The sequence below is a fragment of the Pseudomonas alloputida genome, assembly GCF_021283545.2.
Taxonomy (GTDB): Bacteria; Pseudomonadota; Gammaproteobacteria; order Pseudomonadales; family Pseudomonadaceae; genus Aquipseudomonas; species Aquipseudomonas alloputida.
In genome coordinates, this window is record NZ_CP128540.1 from 6,161,761 (window position 1) to 6,185,836 (window position 24,076).

At 58.1% G+C, this 24,076-nt stretch carries 20 protein-coding genes and 3 pseudogenes; 7 read left to right on the forward strand and 16 right to left on the reverse strand.

The features are described from left to right. Positions 1-1,081 precede the first annotated feature (1,081 nt). The 3 genes and pseudogenes from LU682_RS28470 to LU682_RS28480 form a co-directional block, all read left to right on the forward strand. Positions 1,082-1,933: pseudogene (locus LU682_RS28470) on the forward strand (YifB family Mg chelatase-like AAA ATPase); the annotation flags it as partial. Between the two features lie 127 nt (positions 1,934-2,060). After that, positions 2,061-2,270, forward strand: coding sequence for a hypothetical protein (locus LU682_RS30140; RefSeq protein WP_015272258.1), 210 nt, complete (start codon positions 2,061-2,063; stop codon positions 2,268-2,270). A 9-nt stretch (positions 2,271-2,279) separates the two neighbouring features. After that, positions 2,280-2,486, forward strand: coding sequence for a hypothetical protein (locus LU682_RS28480; protein ID WP_028699230.1), 207 nt, complete (start codon positions 2,280-2,282; stop codon positions 2,484-2,486). Between the two features lie 496 nt (positions 2,487-2,982). Here LU682_RS28480 and LU682_RS28485 read toward each other — a convergent pair whose 3' ends face one another. Beyond that, positions 2,983-3,291, reverse strand: a complete 309-nt coding sequence (locus tag LU682_RS28485; RefSeq protein WP_015272260.1) for a hypothetical protein — start codon at positions 3,289-3,291, stop codon at positions 2,983-2,985. Between the two features lie 398 nt (positions 3,292-3,689). Here LU682_RS28485 and LU682_RS28490 point away from each other — a divergent pair, with 398 nt between their 5' ends. Further along, positions 3,690-4,406: a GIY-YIG nuclease family protein gene (locus tag LU682_RS28490; protein WP_015272261.1), complete on the forward strand. Its 717-nt coding sequence runs from the start codon at positions 3,690-3,692 to the stop codon at positions 4,404-4,406. Between the two features lie 8 nt (positions 4,407-4,414). On the opposite strand, the gene LU682_RS28495 is transcribed toward LU682_RS28490, so the two are convergent. The 6 genes from LU682_RS28495 to istA all read right to left on the reverse strand — a co-directional run bounded on the left by LU682_RS28495 (position 4,415) and on the right by istA (position 9,953). Next, on the reverse strand, positions 4,415-4,816 hold the full coding sequence (locus tag LU682_RS28495; protein ID WP_042132119.1) for an antitoxin Xre-like helix-turn-helix domain-containing protein: 402 nt from the start codon (positions 4,814-4,816) through the stop codon (positions 4,415-4,417). A 106-nt stretch (positions 4,817-4,922) separates the two neighbouring features. Then, entirely contained in the window at positions 4,923-5,270 is a 348-nt protein-coding gene (locus LU682_RS28500) for a hypothetical protein (RefSeq protein ID WP_028699232.1), read from the reverse strand. Between the two features lie 259 nt (positions 5,271-5,529). Then, positions 5,530-6,267, reverse strand: a complete 738-nt coding sequence (locus LU682_RS28505) for a hypothetical protein (RefSeq protein ID WP_137138303.1) — start codon at positions 6,265-6,267, stop codon at positions 5,530-5,532. Continuing rightward, positions 6,264-7,118, reverse strand: a complete 855-nt coding sequence (locus LU682_RS28510; protein ID WP_015272265.1) for a hypothetical protein — start codon at positions 7,116-7,118, stop codon at positions 6,264-6,266. The genes LU682_RS28505 and LU682_RS28510 overlap by 4 nt, the downstream gene beginning before the upstream one ends. Positions 7,119-7,657: 539 nt before the next feature. Continuing rightward, a complete protein-coding gene (gene istB, locus LU682_RS28515) occupies positions 7,658-8,461 on the reverse strand; it encodes an IS21-like element ISPst3 family helper ATPase IstB (RefSeq protein ID WP_010454871.1) in 804 nt (267 codons plus the stop codon). Next, positions 8,454-9,953, reverse strand: a complete 1,500-nt coding sequence (istA, locus tag LU682_RS28520; protein ID WP_024012635.1) for an IS21-like element ISPst3 family transposase — start codon at positions 9,951-9,953, stop codon at positions 8,454-8,456. The genes istB and istA overlap by 8 nt, the downstream gene beginning before the upstream one ends. A gap of 45 nt (positions 9,954-9,998) precedes the next feature. Between istA and LU682_RS28525 the strand changes: the two genes are divergently transcribed. After that, the gene (locus LU682_RS28525; RefSeq protein ID WP_232857582.1) at positions 9,999-10,139 is read left to right on the forward strand and encodes a hypothetical protein; all 141 of its coding nucleotides are present in this window, start codon (positions 9,999-10,001) and stop codon (positions 10,137-10,139) included. 571 nt (positions 10,140-10,710) lie between these two features. Here LU682_RS28525 and LU682_RS28530 read toward each other — a convergent pair. From LU682_RS28530 to LU682_RS28545, 5 genes and pseudogenes are all read right to left on the reverse strand, one after another. Beyond that, on the reverse strand, positions 10,711-11,238 hold the full coding sequence (locus LU682_RS28530) for a hypothetical protein (RefSeq protein ID WP_028699238.1): 528 nt from the start codon (positions 11,236-11,238) through the stop codon (positions 10,711-10,713). A gap of 168 nt (positions 11,239-11,406) precedes the next feature. Continuing rightward, positions 11,407-11,826, reverse strand: a pseudogene (locus LU682_RS29880) (TniQ family protein); the annotation flags it as partial. Continuing rightward, positions 11,784-12,674 carry a TniB family NTP-binding protein gene (locus LU682_RS28535; protein WP_015272296.1) on the reverse strand — a complete coding sequence of 297 codons (891 nt, stop codon included), beginning with the start codon at positions 12,672-12,674 and terminating at the stop codon, positions 11,784-11,786. The pseudogene LU682_RS29880 and the gene LU682_RS28535, both read right to left, overlap by 43 nt. Then, entirely contained in the window at positions 12,671-14,593 is a 1,923-nt protein-coding gene (locus tag LU682_RS28540; RefSeq protein ID WP_015272297.1) for a TnsB C-terminal domain-containing protein, read from the reverse strand. The genes LU682_RS28535 and LU682_RS28540 overlap by 4 nt, the downstream gene beginning before the upstream one ends. Then, positions 14,590-15,138 (reverse strand): heteromeric transposase endonuclease subunit TnsA, encoded by a 549-nt coding sequence (locus LU682_RS28545; protein ID WP_028699239.1) that lies wholly within the window; start codon positions 15,136-15,138, stop codon positions 14,590-14,592. Before LU682_RS28545 ends, LU682_RS28540 begins: the two co-directional genes overlap by 4 nt. 258 nt (positions 15,139-15,396) lie before the next feature. On the opposite strand from LU682_RS28545, the pseudogene LU682_RS28550 reads away from it, so the two are divergent. Continuing rightward, positions 15,397-16,041: pseudogene (locus tag LU682_RS28550) on the forward strand (ATP-binding protein); the annotation flags it as partial. A gap of 68 nt (positions 16,042-16,109) precedes the next feature. Here LU682_RS28550 and LU682_RS28555 read toward each other — a convergent pair. Both LU682_RS28555 and LU682_RS28560 read right to left on the reverse strand, forming a co-directional pair. Continuing rightward, the gene (locus LU682_RS28555) at positions 16,110-16,478 is read right to left on the reverse strand and encodes a response regulator transcription factor (protein WP_010955756.1); all 369 of its coding nucleotides are present in this window, start codon (positions 16,476-16,478) and stop codon (positions 16,110-16,112) included. After that, entirely contained in the window at positions 16,475-17,467 is a 993-nt protein-coding gene (locus tag LU682_RS28560) for a response regulator (RefSeq protein ID WP_049588349.1), read from the reverse strand. Before LU682_RS28560 ends, LU682_RS28555 begins: the two co-directional genes overlap by 4 nt. A 239-nt stretch (positions 17,468-17,706) precedes the next feature. Between LU682_RS28560 and LU682_RS28565 the strand changes: the two genes are divergently transcribed. Continuing rightward, positions 17,707-22,755 (forward strand): trifunctional serine/threonine-protein kinase/ATP-binding protein/sensor histidine kinase, encoded by a 5,049-nt coding sequence (locus LU682_RS28565; protein ID WP_232914921.1) that lies wholly within the window; start codon positions 17,707-17,709, stop codon positions 22,753-22,755. Positions 22,756-22,843: 88 nt separating this feature from the next. Here LU682_RS28565 and ycaC read toward each other — a convergent pair whose 3' ends face one another. Together ycaC and LU682_RS28575 are read right to left on the reverse strand one after the other, a co-directional pair. Continuing rightward, complete coding sequence (gene ycaC / locus LU682_RS28570) at positions 22,844-23,470, reverse strand: isochorismate family cysteine hydrolase YcaC (RefSeq protein ID WP_003253573.1); 627 nt, start codon at positions 23,468-23,470, stop codon at positions 22,844-22,846. 71 nt (positions 23,471-23,541) lie between these two features. Further along, positions 23,542-23,904, reverse strand: coding sequence for a helix-turn-helix domain-containing protein (locus tag LU682_RS28575; RefSeq protein WP_020192890.1), 363 nt, complete (start codon positions 23,902-23,904; stop codon positions 23,542-23,544). Between the last annotated feature and the right edge of the window lie 172 nt (positions 23,905-24,076).

The window sequence follows — 24,076 nt, forward strand, 5'->3', positions numbered from 1 at the left end:
TTATCGAAAAATCACATAGCCATTCAATGTGTCACGACGTGCAGAATTGGCAAAAAATGTGAGCCTGAAGAATTACGCCTATAAATTTACGATTAACGCATCATGGAAATAGACAATATGACCACCACGTTAAATAGGCTGAAATTGCTAGCCCAGCTCAAGTATGACCCGATGAAGGCTTTAGCCCTTTGTGAGAAACTAATCGTGGCTTTTTTGACGATACTAGTATTTTTTATTTATTAGAAATTTTCGGTCTTGTCCGCGATCTCTTATTTGGAGCCGCAGGCAGTGGGACTTTGGGTTTTTTAGCAGTGGCCATGAAGAAAATGTATTACGACAATGCATTTCCAAAACTTGAATTGCCAGCCGAAATAGAACTTAGCTCGATAGAGAGCGGCCTGTTAAAAATGGGTTTTTGTAAAAATAAGAGCGGAGGATTCTCGAGAGAGGAAAATAAATTCAGCATGCTCCATCAATGCAAAAGTGAAATTATACATATTGAACCTGGCAAAGATACGATGCGTATAAGCGGGCCATACGAAGACCTGCAAAACATCTATAAGATATTTTGCAGTTAAGTGCCTCGGAGTGGCTCTACACAGAAAAGGGCCGAATTTTGATCATCAGACTTGAGCACGAGTGCCATAGCAGAAGCTAGCTTGCGACTGATGGGGCTGTGCTCCGGTACCGAAACGCATTAACCAGATGAGCGCGGTGTTCGGTGCGGCCAAGCCGTAATGAGCTCATTCGTTCGTCAACCTCCGGCGCTAACACGATGAAATGGCCGGGGCACAACGGCGTATATCATCAAGCAGATCACGTTCCAGATTTCCTTTCTCAACCGCTACAGGTGTGCCGAACACCGCAAGCTCCGGCGCAAGGCAATTTGCCATAAAACTAAGCAATAGCTGGTACCTGCGTAAAATCTGTTGGTTCCATTTTTGCCGAAGCCCATGAAAACGCAGGGAAAACCCCTGCCCTGAAAAACCACGACGCACACTTGTTGCGCCGGCGTTGGCAGCACTGGCTATTCTTTGCCCAGCCGCAGGAAGCGGCATTTTCCAGCAACAACGGAGCGTTCATGTCCCTAGCCCTCGTCCACAGCCGCGCCCAGGTAGGCGTGCAGGCACCGGCGGTCAGCGTCGAAACCCACCTGGCCAACGGCCTGCCTCATCTCACCCTGGTCGGCCTGCCGGAAACCACGGTCAAGGAAAGCAAGGACCGGGTGCGCAGCGCCATCGTCAACTCCGGGCTGAAGTACCCACAGCGGCGCATTACCCAGAACCTCGCCCCCGCCGACCTGCCCAAGGATGGCGGCCGATATGACCTGGCCATCGCCCTGGGCATCCTCGCCGCCGACGGCCAGGTGCCGATTGCCACCCTGACCGATATGGAATGCCTGGGCGAACTGGCCCTGTCGGGGAAATTGCGCCCGGTGCAGGGCGTGCTACCTGCGGCACTGGCGGCACGCGAAGCAGGCCGGGCGCTGGTGGTACCACGGGAAAATGCCGAGGAAGCCAGCCTGGCCGGCGGGTTGGTGGTGTATGCGGTGGGCCACCTGCTGGAGTTGGTCGCCCACCTGAACGGCCAGGTGCCGCTACCGCCCTACGCCGCCAACGGTTTGATCCTGCAGCAACGGCCCTACCCGGACCTGAGCGAAGTGCAGGGGCAACTGGCAGCCAAGCGTGCCTTGCTGCTGGCTGCGGCCGGTGCGCACAACCTGCTGTTCACCGGGCCGCCCGGCACCGGCAAGACCTTGCTCGCCAGCCGCCTTCCCGGGCTGCTGCCACCGCTGGACGAGCACGAAGCGCTGGAAGTGGCGGCAATCCAGTCGGTCAGCGGGAAAGCGCCGCTGAACAGCTGGCCACAGCGACCCTTTCGCCACCCCCATCACTCTGCGTCCGGCCCGGCGCTGGTCGGTGGCAGTTGTAGGTTCTCGAAATAGCTGCGAAAAAATCGAAATAAATGCGACTCGCTCGCGAGCTGCTGAAATCTAGCCGGGATGGCCCAACCAGGACCTGGTACCTATACTTAAGTGGTCAGAGGTGCAGAACAGACGAATGAAGCGGACTATCGAGGGCTTGGCCCTAGCGGGATGGCCTCTTTTAAGACAGGCTCTCGAAGCGGTCAGGGCTGTAAACCAAGCGGAGAGTACGGGCGCTTCTCCCGAGGAAGTTCGGCGTCTAAAGCTCTTGGCCGACTCCCTTTACGAGGCAGCTACCGATTACCAATTGCTGCTATCGGGTGATTTCAAGCCACCCATTCACTGAGAGACCAAAATGCCCAAGCAGCCAGCGGTGCTCTTTCCCGATCATCCAGCCTACACCGAGGCTGTTGACGCTATGCGCCGCTATCACGAAGCACAGAGTGCAGGGGCTTCGACTGAGGAAGTCGAGCGATTGCGATTACTGGCTGAGGACTTGTTTCAGGCCGTGACGGATTATCAGCTTCGAGCTCTCGGTAGGCCAAGCGCAACCCTTCATTAAGCATGTAGTACCCGAGCATGCTCACTGAACAGTCAGCGAGTAGTGATACCAATCCAACAGACGTCGGAGGTTGGTGATGACCGAGCCCAAATTGTGCTTTCCGAAGCGAATGTTTGTGAAATGCTTGGATGCTGGGGATGGGTCCGGAGACATCATAGTTGAGCTCCCTGACAACGTAATGGAAGCAATCGGCCTCAAGTCAGGTGACATGCTGAGTATTGAAAAGGCGGACGACGTTATCGTCCTTAAGCCGACTCGAAACGCCCCATCAACTGAGTGAAATCGAACGAGTTTTGCCACCCGCCTACGGAAGGAGATGGCCCTAAGGGAAATTGCCTAGAAGAACCAGAGTCACTTGGATCCATAGGTGTTCTTGATGAGGCTGGCAGCCTATCGATGCGTCGCTCAGCACATGTAATCCACAGCGCCGCCCCTATAGAACTTACCAAGCAATAGGTGCTGCCACTGACTACACGGCAGCAGCACTTTGCAACAGTTATTTTTTAACGTATTCGTAGTCAAAGTTCTTTTTGATAAATGCACGCTCAATAGGCGTGTTGTTGCCAATCTGCGCAACATAATCAAGGCGAGTCGGTTTAAACTCCGTAACAGAGTCTTTCATCATCGCCGTGATTTCGCGCTCAACCTTGTCAGTATCCAAAGTGGTATAGCCGAAGGTCTTGACCCAAACAGTGTCTACATCACCCAGCTTGACCCACCCCTTGTACTCCAACTGGGCATAGAAATCATCCCGATTGGATTTTGCATCAGAGTAGTCCAAAGAAAGCATAACATGCAGCGTCATAGCAATTTCCTAAATGAGGTTGTGAGGTAGCAGGCAAAGACAATGGTGCGTCGGGCACCCCTGCTGCTTTTTATTACTGACAGAACCCTACAAAAGCGTCAAGCAGTTGGTGTAAGTCCATCAAAAGCTATAATCATCGGTAATGATATATACCCACCCAAGCATAAGACTAAAGTCTAATATTGCAGGTTTTGAATTTACCGCAAGGCCACACAATTGTTACATTTCGTTAAAGATAACATGAAGCCTTTACTGCTGATTTGGAGGCGAATGCCAACTAACCCTGCATAAGAATCAGCACCGCTTTAGCGGCTAAAATTACAGCCCCAACCGCAGGAAATCTTGTCCTTCCAGGACATTTTTTAGGACGGGCAAAGAGATGCAATCAGGAGCCATCCATGCAGCGCGAAGCAATCGAGCAGGCATTAGCACTGAAGAGCTCAATGCAAGCAGCAATTGACACAGGAGAGATCGAAAACCGCCAGCAATTGATGGAATTAGCCGCTAGCCACAACTTAGCCGTGACCAGAAACGGTATTGACTATGCTGGATTCATGTGCGCAAGCGGGAAGCGATTTAGGGTTCACTTCAACTTCAACGATCGCCCAGTGAAGGAGAAAAGAGTTAAGGGTGAACGTAAACGAAAAATCACTACTGGCTTCTGGATCTATGCCCTAATCGCGCAAAGCAAAAGTGGCCAGCGCAAGGCTTGCTACGTAGGCCAAGCGGCCGATCTACGCAAACGTTTTAGAGAACATCTCCATCGACAGCGAGAAGGACATGGGTCCTACGCCTTATTCAGGTGGGCAGCTCAGGAGCAAGTCGATATTCAGGCAGTAGTACTTACCTGGGCACCAGGAACACAGAGTAACGCAACCCACTTTGAGGGCTACTGGCTGCAGCGGGCAGAGAATGCCGGTTTCGAAACTCCCGACGCACACAAGTGGGGTAAGTTGCCGCGACCTGATAGCTTGCCAGACCAGCCCCTCCTCTGGCCAACCACAGAGGTACAAAAAAGCGCGATATCTCTGATCGAGGTCGTGATGCAAAAGCTCACTCCTCAGGTTCTCTGCTTTAAAGATGAGCTAAATACAACGTCCTTTGCAAGTCAGTAACCTGAAGCTTAGGCTTCACCCAACCACTTCATCTGGTCAATGCGCTTATAGGCCTCGTAAAGCGAGATGAGATCTCCCTGAGCCATGATATCCAGCGGAGAACGACCATCAAAAAACGGGTTGTCGTTCTTCAACACAGGGAAACTACTGACATTGGCCGGATTAGTGAAGACCGTGCGCAAAGAGGCATGAATGTTCAGCACCAAGCTGACCCGCTGCTGTTGATCAAGATCGAGCCGTCGACCTGAGACCTGGTCCCGGGACGCGCTGTAGTAAGTAGCCGGGGATACCCTAAGGATTCGGCAAGCCTGCTGAACTGTAGCCTGCCATCCACGGAGAATGCGCACCGCAACCCTCAAAGCCACAGCGGCTTGCTGCCTGGACATCACAGCATGATTTGACGTTTCCATGGCGAACCTCGGCATCTATCTGAGCGCTAGGATACACCTCTTTGACGAGTACAGGCTGCACCTGCCTTTAGGCTCAGGCTCCCATTGGTTTGGGGCGAATGCCTTGCTAAACGGCTTTTTGGGGCACAAACGTCGTCTTACGAGATAGCTGAAGCTGAGCCCAATGCCGGATGCTCTGCTCAGCTTTCGGAAGGGCTTCCAGCCTCCCAAAGTACTTTGTGCCAACAATATCCGCGTGAGCGATCATTCGATCCGCATCTACCGACGTGTCGTAAAGGCGAAAAGCTGGCGTGTTGCACTTACGGAAGAGAATGCCTCTGACATCCTGAGCGCTCATCGTTACGGCACCCAGAGAATAAATCTCAGGATTCTTAGTACTTTTGCGTACATCGATGGTGTTACAAAAATTCAGCACACCACCTATGCCTTCTTTCGCGAGTTCGAGGCGAGTCACCGATAGGCCTTGAGTAAAGGCCCTATCAAACACCTTGTGAGTCACCGAACCGTTTATCGCTGAGTGGTAAGGATGACTCGCGCATGCAGCCACCTGCTCAGAATTCTGAACAGGACGGGGCGAGAAAGCACTCACCGATAGTGTTGGGCAGGAGCAGTTATGGCTGCACACCAATAGCGCACTGACACGTTCCGCGAACTTATCAACGCTACCTGCGCCGCGCTCAAATGTTTTTCGGCAGTCGCCACAAATTTTTGTACTAGTCATCCGTGAAGTACATACCAAGATACTTAGCCAAAGAATCATCCAGCCGCTCAGAAGGGCTGACACCATCACAAATAAATTCATCACCCCTGGAGATGAAGAAAGAGTAACCAGCGTTGCCGTCAAAATCTGCCGAGATATAGAAAACATCATCGGTCCAGACGATAGCAACCGAGCCATCTCCGCCCATCGTCACACTTGGTACTTGAATTAATCTACGCTGAACCACTTTGAGGAAGGTCGCGACCTCTCTAGCAGCCTGGGGAGAGGCAGGCAAGCCTCCATAGCCATCCCAGTTAACTTGTTCTTCAACGAACACTTTAAGCCTATCTACTGCATAGCTGTAGTCTGGCAGAAATTGAGTTAAGGGTTTAGCTGCAAAGATTTGTGCATCGCCATGCTCGCTAAAAGCGGCAGTGAGTGACCGAGACTCAACCCGCTCAGAAGTCAACTGCTTGATATACAAGTTCATGTGATATGCCTGCCGGAGAAGTTCGACAGGTACCTGGCGCGAATGAAGCATGCGCCTCAAAGCTTCTTGCAGCATCAACATTTCAGAGCCAGATGCGCGTAATCTTTCAAGTTCAGAAAGCGCAAACAGGCTAGCAGCAGCTAAAGCAGAAACATAGCTAGTAGCATCTTCGCGAGCGCGGGATGGCTGAGAATGAAACGCACGAGGGTTTGGGTAAGAATCCACACCAAACTTCATAACAGTTGAAACAGCTGCGCTCATTTAGTCACCTCCCTTTCAGGAAAAAGCTCTAACGAACGAACAATATTTTCATTGAGCACCGAAGCCAACAGATCCTTATTCACTTCATGAAGATGGTCAAAATGCCCAAACAAATCAACAAGGGATGTGGTGCCGGCAGGTTGTTCGCCGAGATCAAACTGATGCATCGTGCGAACAAAGAGATTAGTTTCATCTCCTTCTCGCGCCTTGGATACATGCAAGTTGACTAACAACTGACTGACTTCAGACGCTGAATGCTCATCAAAATAACCTTCATCAAGGTGCCAGAGACCTTCTGAATTGAAGACTCGGCGTGGCAATGAGGTACACTCAACATTCAACAGATCAGTAAGATTTCCATCAAATTGCTTTAAGCCGAATACATTCGAAACCCTGAAGTCTATTGAGGAAATTGAGACTTGCTTTGAAACAGCCTCATAAAAGACGTTAAACACATCAAAGGCTAACGCTCGTGTTTTTTCCCAACCGGGATATCGTGAGTTGATAGCGAAACCAAGGCCCGAATCGTTTACAACCATTTCGACTAACTTTTCGTCGATAGCGCCTTCATGGTCATCGTTGTCATCGAAAAGGATGGCAAAAAGCTCTGCACTCTCATCTTCAGATGCATCTTTCACAACACCCGCGACTGTAGCTCGGACTCCCGAAGTACTTATCTCAATCTTTCGGGGGAGCACCTCAGCGATACGATCGCCCAAGGTCGATAGCTGCGCCATGGTTGCGGCGTCGAGTGGCTTATCCCAATCCAACCCGAGACTCAAACGCTCAACTGCATGGATCAGCCCATGCGGGAGATGGCGGATTTCGGCGTTCGGCTTATTTTGGAACATTAGGTTGTTTGATCCATGGTTAGTGAGTCCATTCACATAGCCCCTTGTAGTGAGGGGAGCACATGACCGACTCGTTCGAGGTTTCCCTATGACGACGAGCATGCGGTTTTGGTTCGCATGCTTTAGGAGGAGTAACCCCCTCCAGGTCACCTCCTAGCGCGACTGAAATCGAGCTGGGAGTAGGAGCCTCACATTTACGTGCACTAATTGTGTGCTCGTAGTGGCAAATGGCCATATGCACAATCAAATTGCCGCTAGCTTACGATTTCGATGAGCCTACTGTCCATAGATGACCTCGCCCCCCATGTGCTTGAGGTGAGGTATAGCAGCGATGTGAACCTCGTGTGTTGGCGCTGATGGAAAATTGACCCACCCTGCCGATTGAAATTTGACCCAGGGCGGATTGCTGATTTTGTTACCAGCAACTGTGGATAAGTCTACCAGCGCAGCTGCTGTTGCCCCCACTCCTTCGCTAGCCCAGTTCAGTTGTTTAAGACCTGCCACACGCAGCCATGTAGCAGGCCGTCGTCGCCATGAAATCAGAACGGCTCATCGTCCTCCGGTTCCTGGCCGCCCTTACGCTTTCGCTCCCGTGATTTGATCTTGGCCTGGGCCGCCAAGCTACTGTGTTGCAGGCGATAGGACTCGTTACCGGTTTCGACGATGTGGCAGTGGTGGGTCAGCCGATCCAGCAGGGCGGTGGTCATCTTGGCGTCGCCGAACACGCTCGACCATTCGGCGAAGCTCAGGTTGGTGGTGATCACCACGCTGGTGTGTTCGTACAGCTTGGATAGCAGGTGAAACAGCAACGCACCGCCGGCCTGGCTGAAGGGCAGATAACCCAGTTCGTCGAGGATGACCAGATCCATGCGCAGCAGAGCTTGGGCGATCCGCCCGGCTTTGCCGTCGTGCTTTTCGCGCTCCAGCAGATTGACCAGATCGACCGTGGAGTAGAAGCGCACGCGCTTGCCGTGCCGGGTGATGCCGGACACGGCCAGCGCAGTGGCCAGGTGGGTTTTACCGGTGCCAGGCCCACCGATCAGCACCACGTTCTGCGCGGTGTCGGTAAAGGCCAGACTGGCCAGTTCGCTGATCAAACGAGCGTCTGCGCTGGAGGCGCTGAAGTCGAAGCCGGCCAGGTCGCGGTGCATCGGCAGCTTGGCCATGTTCATCTGGTGGCTCACCGAGCGCATGGCGCGATCTGTGTGCTCTTGTTCCAGCAGGTGTTCGAGCAGCCACTTGGACGAGGCTGTGTTCGACTCACCCTGCGCAGTCAACTCCGCCCAGGCCGTGGCCATGCCGTGCAGGCGCAGCTCCTTGAGTTCCGCCATCAAATCACGCATGACCGATCTCCTCGGTCTGGCCACGCAGGCGGTCGTAGCGCGCCGTGTTAGCGACGGGGGCTTCCTTGAGCGACAAGTGGGTTTCGACGCTGGGTGGTGGTTCGGTCGCGGCCAGGCGCGCCACGACATTGAGGATGTGTTCGGCGCTCAGGCTGCCGCTTTCCAGTACCAGCTCAACAGCCACCAGCACCGCATCGAGCCCGGCGACCGGTACGGCAGCCAGAACTTGCGCCATGATCCGGTCACCGCCGGCATGACGCCCCAGACCGTGCTTAAGCTGACGCAGCGGCGCCGGCAGATCAGCAAAGGGCGCGCCGTTGCGCAGCGCACCGGGCTTGCGTTCGATCAGCGGGAGGTAGTGCTGCCAGTCATAGCTGACCTGGTCGCGATCCAGCAAGCGGACATGGCTGGCGATCAGCGCGTCGTCAGCCACCACCTCGATTCGCGTCGGATACAAACGGCTGCTGACCCACTTACCCGCATACTCACACGGCACCGAGTAGCGGTTGCGCCCGACGCTGACCAGGCAGGTGCTGGAGACCCGCGCAGGCCGCTCGACGTAACCGTCGAATGGCGCTGGCACAGGCATCAGTTCAGCGCGCTCCAACTCCAGCACTTCGGCCACACTCAGCCCGCTGTATTGAGGGTGCGTCAGCTCGTTCCAAAGCGCGCGGCAGCGCTGGCCCAGCCAGGCATTGAGTTCCTCGAAGGAGTGAAACTGGCAGTCCTGGGCGTCTAGCCAGATACGCCTGCGGCTGTCTTGCACGTTCTTTTCAACGATGCCCTTTTCCCAACCAGCGGCGACGTTGCAGAAGTCCGGATCGAACAGGTAATGCGCGCACATCACCGCAAAGCGCGCATTCACCGCCCGGCCTTTGCCCTTATTGACCTTGTCGACGGCGGTCTTCATGTTGTCGTAGATGCCCCGGCGCGGCACGCCGCCCAAGGAGCCGAACGAGCGTGTATGGGCGTCAAATAACATCTCATGGCCCTGGCTCGGATACGCCACAAGCCAGAACGCACGGCTGGCACACAGCTTCAGATGTGCCACCTGCATACGCCGGTAAATGCCGCCGACCAGCAAGCCTTCCTCGCTCCAGTCAAACTGAAACGCCTCGCCAAGAGCAAAGGTCAGCGGCACAAAGGCCTGCGACGCCTTGCCCTGTCCCCCTCGCCAGGCACGGATAAACGCGGTGAGCTGGCTGTAGCCACCGTCATAACCTTCGGCTTTGATTTGCGCCAACAGCGCCTTGGCACTGCGCCGCTGTTGCTTGGGCCGCAGCGAATCGGCTTTTAGCGCCTGCTCCAGCGTGGCGTGAAAAGGGCTGAGTTTGTTGAAGATCGCGCGGCGTTGGTAGACCGGCGGCTTGGCCTCAGGTGCTCTGACCCACTTGCGAATCGTGTTGCGCGCCAACCCGGTGCGCTTGGCTATCTCATGCAGCGACAGCTTGTCGCGGAAATACATCCGGCGAATTTTGCCCATCATTTCCATACTGATCACCCTGTGTTCTCCTGCTCAAAAATTGAGCAGAAGCAGTTGAACACCTGGGTCAGTTTTCAGTCGGCAGAACAGCCTCTACTGGGTCAGTTTTCGGTCAGCGGCAACAAGCCAAGCCCCGAATTGAGCGAAGAGCTCGCCGAATTCACCGCTACTGAAACCCTGGACGTTAATCGCTAACCGCTTCTGGAATGTGCTCTGCCACGCACACTCTTCGCACTTGCGGCCACGCCCGGCCGGTGTGGGGGCGCCGCAGGACTCACAAGGACGGTCGGGATTGGAAGCGCAAGTCTCGCAGCGTGCGACACCATCAGCAGCAGTGACGAGTACCCTGTAGTGCCGGCAGGTCGGGCAGGTTGCCATCTCGGGACCACTGCAGCCTGGGCACCGCCGCAACCCAGTCACCTTACTTCGAGCAAGCCGCTGAGAGAGCTTTCCGCAGACTTCACAGGACTCGGCGGTTCGGAAATAGTATCTGCAAGGCTTACATACGGGACCGTATTCAGTGCGTAGTGCCGTTTCAAACTCGGTTTTACCGCATCTTACGCAAGGCCCAGCCCGCTCACAGGCAGCGCAACGGGCAGCCAGGTCAAATACCGGCAGGCGAGCAAAATTGCCGCAGGCGGCACACATACGTCGCTTAAATAGCCGTGGGTAACACGTATCGCAATACCGTTTGCCCGCATGCACCTTCTTGGCTTTAGCCATCTCCCGATCGCATCCAGCGCATCCTGCATGGGTGGATGTATCTTCAGATGCCATTTCTATGCGTCCTTCTCTGCAAACGGTGCCACCTACGCCACACCTCTTGAGGCGAGTGCGTGCGTTTGAGGCCCATATGACCTGGCTTGTGCGGCGTATTGGTGAGCACCGAAAGCATCTGGTGAAGGATGTCGGGCACACTTACTGCGGGCAACGGAAATGAAGTAACAGGCAGCTTAGCCTCGGCTGCACTCTCCACGAATCGTTCCGGCCCAGCCTGCATTATCACCCAAGCTTGCCCCAACAGCCCAGCGCGCTCGGAAGGCGTCCCGTACTCAAACGGTAACCCAAGCGATGAAGCCTGCAGCTGCGACAAATCCACGCCCATTGCCTCGCAAAAAAGATGCGATCCGGCTGAAGGATGTCGCGTTACCTGTTCAAGGAAACTGACCATGACGCGAGCGATACACATCCATTCCGAAAAACCCAACGGAACCCGCCCATAAAACGGCATCGACTGGCTCGCTGAATCGGCGAAGGTTTGAAACGTAAGCGCGGCCTCAACCGGTGGAGTCAATGCAGCTTTTCCTAAGGGCTGGCCGCATTGGTGACACTCGGAAAGTGGGCGATCGACACACAGCCGCGCAGGCTGAAGCGCCGAACTGCATACGACGCAACGATCAATCAGAAGCATGTTGTGCCATGGGCAGGCCGTATGCCAGGCCAAGCGGTGTTGTAGCAGAAAGTGGGGAACACCACTCTTGATGCAGTCAGGGCAACACATGAGCCCCCCTGCATGTGATCGGCTCCGGCAACCCAGCGGCAATATCCAAGGCAAGTACATTGAGCGTTGGAGAACAGGCCTGGGATGCAATCGTTGCATAACCGGCCATAGCGTACTGGCTAAAAGCTGATGTGAGCTTAGGCCGGACATACCGGACAACCTATCCAAGTTAGCCCAAGGATGCGCTCGATCAGGGTCGACGCTCCATGCATGGCTACCTGGCCAAACTGCACCAGTCAGCGAACTGGGCAAGCAGCCATGAGCATGTGCTGTTCTCACTAACCAGGAGGAAAACAGCTCATCGGGCAAAATGGGCGGGGTAAGCGGCCACCGCGGGTTTACACAACGCGCTCCCGGATGCCACGTGTAGGACGTTTCCACGACTTACTCTCAATGAGCTGTCGATCGATGCATTCCTTCCCAGAGTTAATAGCTTCCGTGGCACATTCGAGCAGCAAGCCGTGTAAATCCCCCGTATTGCCACCCGAAATGGAATGGATCAGCTGGGCAAGCTCCGGCTTGTAGAGTTCAGAGGCCTTCTTCAACGGCAACACGGCCTCGAATGCCTTAAGCAAGCGTTGGAAATCCGCATTCAGCTTCCAGGTTTCCAACTTGATGACGTCAAAACGACTGGCATGCTGCGGATCTAGGTGCAGGATCTGCACTGCATTTGGAGTGCCCACGCCAACGATCGGGATCATCAGTGTGTTACACAACATCTTGAGGGCGTTCATGACTTCCCGCTGTTTTGTGGCGGAGCCTGTGAGCATCGAGTGAACCTCATCGATGATCAACATACGCACTTTTAGCTCTCGCAGCGCGTGAATGACCTGGAACCTCAGCGTGACCTTGGAATCGGTGGTCTTGTAAGGCATCCACATGCGATCAAGAATCGCAATGTAGAGATCTTTCTCTTCAGCAGATGGCGGCGCCTCGGCCAAGATTATCGGCCGCACAGGCTCGGAGTTCTCGTCAACGTAGCCCTCACCATGCGTCTTCTCAAAATGCCGAACGATGGTGGTCTTACCGTTGTTTGGGTCACCGACAATGAGCATGTTAGGCATTCGAGGTCGCTTGGGAGCATCAAGTAGGCACTCAAGGCTATCTAGAATGTGATGAGCAGCCTTGTAGCCAATCCAACGAGGCTCGCCCATGAAGCGAATACGCTCTCGGGCGGAAAGCTGCAGCACAGGCCTGAAGTCGGCGTGGAGGTGTGCGTACTCAGTCATTGGATATCACCAATCAGGTCAACATCATCAAGCAGCAACCCTTCGTCAGAAGGAATTGGATGTAGTGGTTCTACAAGGGTTTTGACAGGCTGCGCTGGGGTGACGTTTTTGCTGTGCACCTTGTGCTTCTGAGCATCACGACGCGCCTTTTTGGTACTTGCCGAGGCCTCACTAACGATCTGACGGCGTTCCTGGATCAGCCTGCCAATCAATGCCTCATCAATATGCTGCCGGCCTTCATCAACCGCCTGCTTCTTCGCTGCACGGAACTCCCATAGAGTCGCTGCTGGGAAGGCCTGGTTGGCCACAGGTACCCTGAAGTATTGCTTGAGTACTGGGTCATAGAACCAGATCACGCTGATATCACGCGGGTCTCTTCTGAAGACAAACTTGCGGGCTTGGCCGGTTGCAGGATCTGTAGTCCCGATCCAATGTCGTAAGGCTTCCGAGTAGTAGTAGACATCAAGCTGCACACCATAATGCTGGACGGTGCGGCGATAAGAAGGCATGAAGTCCAATTGGACAGTCAGCGGATCTGCAGGCCGCGGAGGAATACTCACCAAGGCATCGGCTTCACGGCTGCCGAAGAAACCGATGTGCCATTTGCGCGCGGGGCTCATGTAGATCGCTGAGTGGTTGCGGTTGTGATAGAGGATGATCGATTTCACCAACCATTCCTCGAACTCACCCATCGTGAGCGCGGCGTGCTTGTCCGAGTTGTAACCGTCTCGATCAGGCACACTGCTGTACGTAGTACCTGGTAGCTCATGCAGCTCGCTCATGAAGGTACCGAGAAGACGCTCGATATGACCGCCGTATTTGGGACGCTTCACCGGCCGGAACTGGTTCTCAATGTTGTAGTTCGCACACGATCGACGGAAATTCTCAGCCTGGAAGTCAGGACCGTTATCGGTGTGCACCACACGAGGGAAGCCCCACACAGGCCACTCACCTCGAACATTGTGTAGGTTCAGCCAGGCTTCCTTCGGCAAAATTGAGTGCGCCAAGCACATGCCTACGGAGATTTCTGAAGGGTCTTCCAATGCCAAGTAATAGCCAGTAATCATCCGAGAGTGCACGTCGATCGCCAGGCTCAGCCACAACCGACCAATTGGCTTGCGATGTCGGTCATCCACGATGATCAAGTCGATGGGCGTATGGTCGATCTGGATTACAGCCAACGGGTAGTCAGCACCTGGGAATTTCCCTACTGAAGGTGTATGCCGATTCCGAGCCTTGTCCGCGTAACCACGCCTGCGCAGAACGATCTTTTCAGGAATGCGCTTGATACGGGCTCTGATCGCAGAAGCACTGGGAGGTTTGATTCCAAGAGCTTTTGCCTGCGACTCGATTTCTGCAATGGTCGACTGGACCGTTCTACGCTGAATGGTCAGGTAGTGCTGATCAATCACGTCATCGATGAGCTTATCCGCCTGGGCGCTTAACCGACTATTACCCGATTGCCATCCACGCTTGCGAGGCACCAGCGCCAGGACCTCGTGCCAGCTTTGGTAGCGTTCAAGCCAGCGATAAAGCGTGGCGGTATCCACACCAACTTCCTTGGCACGCTCTTCTACGCTGCTTCTTGGCAGGACTGAGTCACGTAACAATGGTTTGATCGCTGAAAAGCGCTGCTGAGCCACTGCCCACTCATCCGAGCTGATCGTCGAAACGTCATAGTTAACGTACAACCCATCAACCCGCTCTTGCTCAACTGGTAGCAGCTCTGCGATCCGAAGCGACACGCTTCGGCCGGTCTCCACTTCGACGCCGACGACATTCTGAAAGTCGAGCAACTGGACGATCCGGAAGATCTGCTTGTCGCATCGGACCATCTCGCCCACTTCAACACGCACACGCTCCCTGGACGGTTCGTAAGGAACAAAGTGCTCGTCCGTGTCGATCTCATAAATGTTCATCGCGTGGCCACCCAAAGCTCAAGGTATTCATTCAAAGGCTCGGTGATATCGCATTCCACCCGCCCAGTTGCGATCAGGTGCCACAACAGAGCTACCCCGCGATCACGATATAGGCCCTTGAAATGGCGTGCCAGTAAGTAGTGGACAGGAGCAAACTCCATCTCCTGAAGCGTTTTCAAGACCATCTCGATGTCTACCTGATCGAAATCCAACCGCTCGAATCGCTCTAGGAAGGTGATGTTCTCGAGCGGTAATCCACGGATGCGCGATTCGTCGTAAATACTGAAGGTCCATCCTTCCTGCCTCGCGTAACGACGCGCTGCCTTCCATTTTCCGAGCCAAGCGCGCCAATTCTTACGCCACTCGTAGGCGGGCTTTACCTCGACCAGCATCGGCTTGATGTAGTCCATGTATTCAACGTCGGCGGGCTGGCGATAGTGCACCAGAAAGTCTGGGGTATAGGTCTGGGCTCGCCCAAGGGAGTCAACGAAGTCAACGCGAACAGGCTGAGCAATCACAGACTCAACTCGATGGGAGAACCTCATCCGCTTCAGAAAATCGCGCTCGAGCAATGACTCGAATGGGACACCTCCTACGCCGCGGAAGGGCAAAAACCCTGAAACGCTGCGACGTGTCGGTTTGATGGGACGGACCTGCTGAGGTTTGTCGCAGCTATTTCGAGTCATTTTCAATCCTGTCGCATCCAATTCGAAAATTATTCGCAGCTATTTGTGCAAGCAGAAACGGTACCTCGCGCCCTCTAGAGTAATGGTTTCGCAGCTATTTCGAAAGCCGACAGCAGTAGCCGACCGCAACCAGGTGAAATCACGCTCGCCCATCACGGCGTGTTGTTTCTCGACGAACTTCCGGAGTTTGAGCGGCGCGTACTGGAAGTGCTTCGCGAGCCACTGGAGTCAGGTGAAATCGTGATTGCCCGTGCCCGCGACAAAGTGCGTTTCCCCGCGCGCTTCCAGCTGGTGGCGGCGATGAACCCCTGCCCTTGCGGCTACCTGGGCGACCCCACTGGCCGCTGCCGCTGCAGCACCGAGCAGATCGCGCGCTATCGCAACAAGCTGTCCGGGCCACTGCTGGACCGCATCGACCTGCACCTGACCGTGGCTCGCGAGAGCACTACATTGAACAACCAGCCTTGTGGTGAAACCAGTGCCGATGTCGCCGCCAGGGTGGCTGAAGCGCGGGAGCTGCAGCACAGGCGACAAGGCTGTGCGAATGCATTTCTCGACCTTGAAGGTTTAAGGCATCACTGTGGGTTGGTAGCGGCGGACCAAGTCTGGCTGGAAGGGGCCTGCGAGCGGCTGACCTTGTCGCTACGGGCGGCGCACCGGTTGTTGAAGGTGGCGCGGACACTGGCGGACCTGGAGGGATGCGAGACGATTGGCCGGGCGCACCTGGCCGAGGCCCTGCAGTACCGACCGGGGAGCAGTTAGATTGCCAGGGTTGTGATGCCCCCCTGCAGGAGCGGGTTCACCCGCGAAGAGGCCGGCACAGCCATACCTCACTGACCGCCAGCCAAAGCCTCTTCAACCACCTTCAGCAGCACCTCTTCAGAAAACGGCTTGCCCAGGCAGGCCAGTGCCCCAAGGCCCATCGCTGCCCGTACCGAGCCATCGTCCCAATGTGCCGACATACAGATCACCGGCAAGCGCCACCCCCGCTGTGCCAGCTCACGCTGTACCTCCAGCCCGCTCATCCCCGGCATTTTCAGGTCCAGCAACACACAGCCCGCCTCGCCCGCCAGTGGCGAAGCCAGGAATGCGTGCCCGGCGGAAAACGACAAGGTCTCGAACCCCGCCGAGCGCAGCAGGTTGGCCAGGCTTTTGCGCACCGAGGCATCGTCGTCGACGATGCACACCCCTCTGCTCATGCGCCGCCCAGGCTCGCAGACCGCGCTCCGAGGAGGTTGTGCATGGCCGCAAGCTCCAGCAGCGAGCGGGACTGCATCTTGTTCATGATGTTCTTCTTGTGCACCTTGGTCGTCACCTCGCTGGTGCCGATCTGCCTGGCGATCTGCTTGTGCGACAAGCCGCCTACCACCAGCGAGAAGACCTGGCGCTCACGCTGAGTCAGGCGCTGGTACTTTTCCTCGACCTGCCGCGCCTGCAGCCACTTGTGGCCTTCGGCCACGGCCCGGGCGCGCACTGTCTGCAACAGGGTCAGCAACTGGTCTTCATCGAACGGCTTGGTCAGAAATTCCACCGCCCCGGCGCGCATGGCCTGGACGGTCATCGGGATGGTGCCGAAACCAGTCATGAACACGATCGGCCAGGGCAGCGCCAGCCGGCACAGCGCATCCTGTACCTCCAGGCCACTTGTGCCAGGCAAGTGCATGTCCAGCAGCAGGCAGGCACAGGGGGTTTCCAGGCGGGCCTCGAACAGCGCCTCGGCACTGGCAAACAAGTGGTGCGGGATGTCCTGCGAGCGCAACAGCCGGCCCAACGCGGTGCGCACCGACGAGTCGTCATCCACCACCAACACCGGCACATTCACGCGCTCATCGAGCGGCTCGACAGTCTCGGCCAGGCTGCGCAGCAACGACCTGCCCAATGCCTCACCAGGCTCCTCGAGGCTGATCTGCGCGGCCAGGCGATAGCCCCGGCGCGGAACGGTCTGGATCAGGCCACGGTCGCCAAAGGCCTTGCGCAGCAAGGACACCTGAACCTGCAAGTTATTGTCCTCGACCACCGTGCCGGACCACACCTGGCTGAACAACTCGTCCTTGCCGACCACGCGGCCCTTGGCCCTGATCAGCGTGGCCAGCACGTCGAAAGCACGCCCACCCAACAGGATCGGCTTGCCGTCGACAAAGACTTCGCGCCGCTCCAGCGACACCTGGGCATTGCCTATTCGGATCATGGCTTCCTCGCGCGGGCACGGGCGTTTTCGCTGCCCTGGGCAGCCTAGGCCAGCGTTGGCGTTCAGACAATTATCCCGAGGGATAGGTTGGCCCAAGGACTATACAAAAGCCCGCCTGCCCCAAGGGGACGATAACGGACAACAGCGTGCCCGTTCCTGCCAAGCAGGCTGTAACCCGCATCCATGCTGGGCCCGCTGCGTATACTCGCGCCTCAGGATGTCGCTAGCGGGGGTGCTTTATGCTCGATGAACGCCTTGCCCACAGGCCCATCGATTACGACCAGTCAATCGACGAGGGCTGGCTGAAGCGGTGCGAGGTCAGCGCGCTGGGCCAGGAAGGTGAACTCAGCTATTTCCGCCTGCGCGACCCAGCCACAAATCAGGCCTGGATCGCCGTGCGCGCGCCGCTCGAGGCCCCTTCCGCCTGTCAGCGCCTGGAACGTGACTACCGCCTGCAACTGGACCCGCAGTGGGCGGTGATCCCCTCGGCGTTCGTGCGCTCGGCCGAAGGCCCGTTGCTGGTGTACCCGGCCGGGCGCTCAGTCGCCGACCTGATCGCTGAAGGCCCTGCTGCACTGGAGCCGTTTCTCGACATCGCGGTGAACGCTGCCCATGCGTTGGCGCAAGCGCACGAACGCAATGTGCTGCACGGTACATTGCAGCCTGAACATGTGTACCTGCGCGCCCACCAGCGGGTGCGCCTGGGCTTCTTTCGTGCCGACCCAGCAGAGCGGATCAGCGAACAGGGCACCCCGCTCGGCAACTGGGCCTACCTGGCGCCGGAGCAGGTTTGCCCGCACGGTAGCAGCAGCGACCGACGCAGTGACATCTATGCCCTGGGGGCAATCCTCTACCAGTTACTGGTAGGCGAACTGCCGCTGGCCGGGCGCGACACCCTGCACTGGCGACAGCTGCATGCTGGTGTGCAGCCGCGGGCGGCCAGCGAAGCGGACAGCAAGGTGCCGCACTCCCTCAGCCTGGTCCTGGCAAAGGCCTTGGCCAAAGAGCCGGACGCCCGCTACCAGAGCGCGCGCGCCTTTGCAGTGGACTTGGCTCACTGCCAGCGGCAGTGGGCCGCCCACAAAACCATGGCACCCTTCACCCCAGGCTGCGCCGACCCGGTAGCGCCCGGCCACGCGCGCCTGTTTGGCCGCGGCGCCGAGCAAAAGGCTATCACCCTGCTGCTCAAGGCCTTGAATCGCGATAGCAAACCACAAGCCCTGGTCATCAACGGCGCTGCTGGCATGGGCAAGTCGAGCCTGGTCGAAGCCGCTCTCAAGGCCAACGCCGAAGGTTACTGGGCCGTCGGCAAATGCAACAGCCACACCCAAGCAGTGCCCTACACGCCCTGGATCGAAATACTCAGTGCCCTGACTACCCAGTTGCTGGCCAAGAATAGTCAGGACCTCGTCACCCTGCGCCGCGAAATCCAGCGCCGCATCAAAAGTCATGGTCGTCTGCTCGGCAAACTGGCCCCGGACCTGCAACTGATTCTCGGCCCCCTGCCCCAATTACCCGCCAAGCCCACGCGCCTTGCGTTGCAGAAGGAACTGCACGCGATCATTGAATTCCTGCAGGTTTTCAGCCGGCCTGGCCAACCGCTGGTGCTGTTCTTCGACGACCTGCAATGGGCCGACGACGCCACCCGGCAACTGTTGGCCCAACTGCTGGCTGAAGCGCCGGCCAACCTGCTGCTGATTTTCACCCGGTGCAACGATACGCCCACCACCAGCGCACCGCTGGCCATACCCGCAGCGGTGCGCAGCACCACGCTGAACCTGCGGCCGCTGGCCGGTGGGGCGGTGGCCGAGCTGATTGGCGAGCGCTTCCATGTTGCCCCCGAGGCCGCATTTCAACTGGCCGAACGGGTGCATGGCAAGACGGCGGGCAACCCGTTTTTCATCAACCAGATCCTCAGGGCCATGGTCGAAGACCAGCTGTTCATCTTCGACACCCAGGCCATGCGCTGGTCTTGGTGCCTGCAGGCCGTGGCCCGGCACTGCTACTCCGACAATGTCGCCGACCTGATGGTCCACCGTCTGGAGCGCCTGCCGGCACCGCAACGCGACCTGTTGCGGGTCGTCAGCGCGGCGGGCAGCCACTGCGATGAACACCTGCTTCGGCAAGTGCTCGCCCAACCGCCAGGCGAACCCTTGAAAGCCTTGATTGGCGCTGGCTTCCTGCAACCGGGCCAGAACGGCTTGGGCTTCACTCATGACCGGGTGATGGAGGCCGCTTATGCACTCACGCCCGTGCACCAGCGCGCCTCGCTGCATGCACGTATCGCCCTGGCCATGCGCCAGGCTTGGCCAGGGCGAACGCACGAGGTGTTGTTCGAGCTCGCCAGCCAGCTACAACGCGCCAGCCCCTGCGGGTTTGCAGCGGATGACTGCGAAGCGTTCCTGCAGCTTTTACGCGAAGCCGCATCATGCGCACGCGACGCGGGCACCTTCGAGCAGGCCGCTGGTTACCTGCACACCGCCGAGCAGTTGCTGCAGCACAGCGCCACGCTGGAAAGCCGCGCCACGCATGGCTTTGCCATCGCCTGCATGGCGACGGAGTGCGACATGCAACTGTCACGCACGATCGCGGCCGAGGCCCGCCTCACTGAATGCCGCCAGCGTGCTCGCTCGGTGTTGGACCAGGCACGGGCGTGCCGGCTGCAGGCGCTGCTGTACACCTTGCGCGGTGACTATCAGGCGGCCATCGACAGCGCCCTGGCCGGCCTGGACTTACTGGGTATCAGCCCGGTGCGGGGCCTCGACTGGCAGCAGGTCGAGGCCAGTCATGCCCATGTGCAGGCGTTGATCGAACAGAAGGACCGGCATTGCCTGGAGTCACTGCCGCGCACCGACTCGGAGGAAGTGACGGTTGCCATCAGCCTGCTGGCCACTCTGTCATCATCCTTCTTCGTGAAGGACGACATCAGCTTCCTGCACCTGGCCAAGCTCATGGAGTTGTCGCTACTGCACGGCGTTGCCCCTGGCAGCACCTACGGCATGGCCTGGTACGGCGTGATGATTGCCGAGCGTTTTGGCGCTTACCATGATGGCCATGCCTGTTGCCTGGCCGCGCTCAAGCTGATCGAACGGCACGGTTTCGACGCTGATCTGACCAGCGCGCTGCTGGCCCTGGATCAGGTCAGCGCCTGGACCTCGCCCATGGAATTCGCCCGACGTACCGCGCTGGACGCGGTCGACTCGGCGCGCCTGAGCGGTGACCTGGCGATGAGCTGCTATGCCTGCAACCACCTGGTTTCAGATTCGCTGTTCATGGGCCGCTACCTGCCGGACGTGGTCGAGGAGGTGGCGCAAGGCCTGGCCACTGTACGTCGCCACGGCTACGGCGATATCGAGCAGATCCTGCTGGCACAGCAAGCGTTCGTCGCCAACCTGAGCGGCACGCCCTGCCCCGCCCCGGCCACCGCCTCGAAGTCGCCCACCACGCGGTTCTTCCAACACCTGTTCGCCGCCATGTGCGCCTTCTACATGGGCAATATCCCAAAGACCATGCGCGACCTGGCATTGGCCGGCGACAACACCTGGGCCGCACCGGCGCACATCAACCTGGCCGACTATCACCTGTTCCGCGGCCTGGCCCTGGGCAGCCCCGAGGCCCACGGCAGCCTTGCCGACAAGCTGCGCGAGCTGCAGGCCCTGCGCGAGCGATTCAGCCGCTGGGCCGGCTTCAACCCGGCCACCTTCCGCAGCAAGCAGTTGCTAATCGAGGGCGTGATCGCCAAGCTCGAAGGCGACGGCCTGGCCGCGATCCGCTGCTTCGACCAGGCGCAAATCGCCGCCACCGCTGCCGGCTTCATCCACGAGCAGGCGCTGGCCCATGAACAGCTGGCCGAGGTGTGCATCCCCAGCGGCCTGATCTCGGGCGCCAACCTGCACCTGCGCATTGCCCGCGACTGCTTCCACATCTGGGGCGCGACCGGCAAGGTGCACCAGTTGGAGACGTTGCATCCGTTTTTGCGTACCCAGCCGATTCAGGAGACCTATCGCGCCACCCACCAGGCCAGGCTGGACCTCGAAGCCGGCATCGAAGCCGCGCGGGCGCTGTCCGAAGAAGTGCTGCTCGAAGGCCTGATCGAAACCCTGATGGGCCACCTGACCCAGCACTCCGGTGCCGACCATGGCGCGCTGCTGATTGTAAGCGGCGCCGAATTCCAGATGGCCGCCCTGGCTTACATCGACGATGCCGGGCTGCACGTGAGCATGGACAACTGCCAGAAGTTCATGACCCAGGCACCGTTGTCGGTCATCAACACCACCATGCGCACCCGCAAACCGCTGGTGCTCAACGATGCCCTCAGTGAGTGCCCGGAGGCCTTCCGCCAACAGCTGCAGGCGCGCAACGCCCGCTCGGTGCTGTGCCTGCCGCTGGTGATCCAGGGCGTGCTGATCGGCCTGGTGTACCTGGAAAACCGCCTCGTGCCCAACCTGTTCGGCAGTCAGCGCCTGGCCATGCTGGAAATCCTCGCCTCGCAGGCAGCGGTGTCGCTACAAACGGCCAAGTTCTACACGCGCCTGGCCGAGGAAAACCAGATCCGCACCCAGATGGAGGCCGAGTTGCGCCGCTCGCGTGCGGAACTGGCGCGCAGTGCGCACTTGCAGGCGATGAATGAGCTGTCAGCGTCCATCGCCCACGAGATCAGCCAGCCGCTCCTGGGCATCGCCTCCAATGCCGCGGCCAGCCTGCGCTGGCTCAAACGCGCCAAACCCGACCTGGAAGAAGCGATTGCCGGCCTGGAAGACATCCGCAACGACAGCGAACGGGCCGGCAACATCGTGCGGGCGCTGCGGTCCCTGGCCAAGCAGTCACCGATGCAACTCAAGGCGGTGAAGCTGGACGAATTGATCCGCGAGGTGGTGCGCCTGACCTCGGCCGACGCCGCCAAGGGCAAGGTGGATGTGCAGACACGGCTGAAGGCCGGGGTGTGCGTGACAGCCGACCCGGTGCAGTTGCAGCAGCTGGTGTTCAACCTGATTACCAATGCCCTGGAAGCGTTGGCGGGGTATCGCTGTGACGGGGTGCTGAAGATTACGTCGGCGGTAGTCGAGGACGAGGTGGAGATCTGCGTGGACGACAACGGGCCGGGGATCGCGGCGGACGAGCGTGAGCGCGTATTCGATGCGTTTCATACCACCAAGACCGGTGGCATGGGGATGGGCTTGGCGATCTGTAGTTCGGTGGCTCAGGCCCACGGCGGGCAGCTGCAGGCGCTGGTGTCGCAGTTGGGTGGATGCCGGATTCGTGTCAGTCTGCCTTTGAATCACGCATAGCCTGTGCCGGCCTCTTCGCGGGTAAACCCGCTCCTACGGTCGGCTGTAGGGGCGGGTTTACCCGCGAAGAGGCCAGTACAGGTTTACATCAGCGCGAGGCCAGCGCTGCGTAGCTGTTCATCAGGTTGCGGTAGTTGGGGATACGCTGCGACAGCAGGTTACCCAGCCCTTCGATGTCGTTGCGCCAGTCGCGGTGCAGTTCGCAGGCCACCGAGAACCAGTTCATCATCTGCGCACCCGCCTGGGTCATGCGTACCCAAGCCGCTTGCTGCACGGTTTCGTTGAAGGTGCCCGAGGCATCGGTCACCACGAACACTTCAAAACCTTCCGCCAGCGCCGACAGGGTCGGGAAGGCCACGCACACATCGGTCACCACACCGGCGATGATCAGTTGCTTGCGGCCCGTGGCCTTGATTGCCTTGACGAAGTCTTCGTTGTCCCAGGCGTTGATCTGGCCGGGACGGGCAATGTACGGCGCATCCGGGAACATCTCTTTCAGCTCGGGCACCAGCGGGCCATTCGGGCCTTGCTCGAAGCTGGTGGTGAGGATGGTCGGCAGGCCAAAGAACTTGGCCAGGTCGCCCAAGGCCAGCACGTTGTTCTTGAATTCGTTGGGCGAAAAATCCTGCACCAGCGAGATCAGACCGGTCTGGTGGTCGACCAGCAGCACCACGGCGTCGTCTTTGTTCAGGCGCTTGTAATCGGGTTGGCTCATGGGGTGACTCCTTGGGTTGGGATAACGGGCCGGCACTGTCCGCAGGGGTTATACCGGTGGATAGCATTGGCTTAAGAAAGTGTCTGCGCCTGCCGCCAGGCCTTGGGTGGCTGGCCGACCAGGCGGCTGAAAGCACGGGTGAAATGGGCCTGGTCACAAAAGCCGCATTCCAGGCTCACGTGGGTGATAGGCGCCTCGGTTGCAAGCAAGCGCTTGGCCTTTTCCATGCGCGCCAGCAGGCGCCAGGCCTGCGGCGAAAGGCCGGTGTTGACTTTGAACGCGCGGGAAAAATGGCTGCGGGTAAGGTTGCATACCGCGGCGATCTCGATGATCGACAACGGGCTATGCAACATCAGCTCCTTGGCCCGGCGCAGCCGCGCGGGCGTGAGTGCGCCGGGGGTTTGCAGCGGCGCTTCGGGCGTCCCAGGGTACATGGCGACTCTCCTGTTCAATGCAGAAAGTCTCGCCCCCGGCACATGACGAAGTCCTGAGCCAAACCTGAATTGTTGTTAATTGTGCGCTGCTGGCCCTGGGCGTTTTGCCGATACCTTAAGATGCGTTTCGTATTCAGCTTCTGGCCGCTACCCGCGGTCGGCATTCAAGGCG

Bases quoted from the DNA above. Each gene is read 5' to 3' on its own strand.
- istB (WP_010454871.1), bottom strand. From the start codon at position 8,461: ATGCGTGATTTGATGGCGGAACTCAAGGAGCTGCGCCTGCACGGCATG.
- LU682_RS30140 (WP_015272258.1), top strand. From the start codon at position 2,061: ATGAAGCGGACTATCGAGGGCTTGGCCCTAGCGGGATGGCCTCTTTTA.
- LU682_RS28545 (WP_028699239.1), bottom strand. From the start codon at position 15,138: ATGAGGTTCTCCCATCGAGTTGAGTCTGTGATTGCTCAGCCTGTTCGC.
- LU682_RS28505 (WP_137138303.1), bottom strand. From the start codon at position 6,267: ATGAGCGCAGCTGTTTCAACTGTTATGAAGTTTGGTGTGGATTCTTAC.
- LU682_RS28560 (WP_049588349.1), bottom strand. From the start codon at position 17,467: ATGATCCGAATAGGCAATGCCCAGGTGTCGCTGGAGCGGCGCGAAGTC.
- ycaC (WP_003253573.1), bottom strand. From the start codon at position 23,470: ATGAGCCAACCCGATTACAAGCGCCTGAACAAAGACGACGCCGTGGTG.
- LU682_RS28495 (WP_042132119.1), bottom strand. From the start codon at position 4,816: ATGGAAACGTCAAATCATGCTGTGATGTCCAGGCAGCAAGCCGCTGTG.
- LU682_RS28540 (WP_015272297.1), bottom strand. From the start codon at position 14,593: ATGAACATTTATGAGATCGACACGGACGAGCACTTTGTTCCTTACGAA.
- LU682_RS28490 (WP_015272261.1), top strand. From the start codon at position 3,690: ATGCAGCGCGAAGCAATCGAGCAGGCATTAGCACTGAAGAGCTCAATG.
- LU682_RS28480 (WP_028699230.1), top strand. From the start codon at position 2,280: ATGCCCAAGCAGCCAGCGGTGCTCTTTCCCGATCATCCAGCCTACACC.
- LU682_RS28565 (WP_232914921.1), top strand. From the start codon at position 17,707: ATGCTCGATGAACGCCTTGCCCACAGGCCCATCGATTACGACCAGTCA.
- LU682_RS28510 (WP_015272265.1), bottom strand. From the start codon at position 7,118: ATGTTCCAAAATAAGCCGAACGCCGAAATCCGCCATCTCCCGCATGGG.
- LU682_RS28535 (WP_015272296.1), bottom strand. From the start codon at position 12,674: ATGACTGAGTACGCACACCTCCACGCCGACTTCAGGCCTGTGCTGCAG.
- LU682_RS28485 (WP_015272260.1), bottom strand. From the start codon at position 3,291: ATGACGCTGCATGTTATGCTTTCTTTGGACTACTCTGATGCAAAATCC.
- istA (WP_024012635.1), bottom strand. From the start codon at position 9,953: ATGGAAATGATGGGCAAAATTCGCCGGATGTATTTCCGCGACAAGCTG.
- LU682_RS28575 (WP_020192890.1), bottom strand. From the start codon at position 23,904: ATGTACCCTGGGACGCCCGAAGCGCCGCTGCAAACCCCCGGCGCACTC.
- LU682_RS28555 (WP_010955756.1), bottom strand. From the start codon at position 16,478: ATGAGCAGAGGGGTGTGCATCGTCGACGACGATGCCTCGGTGCGCAAA.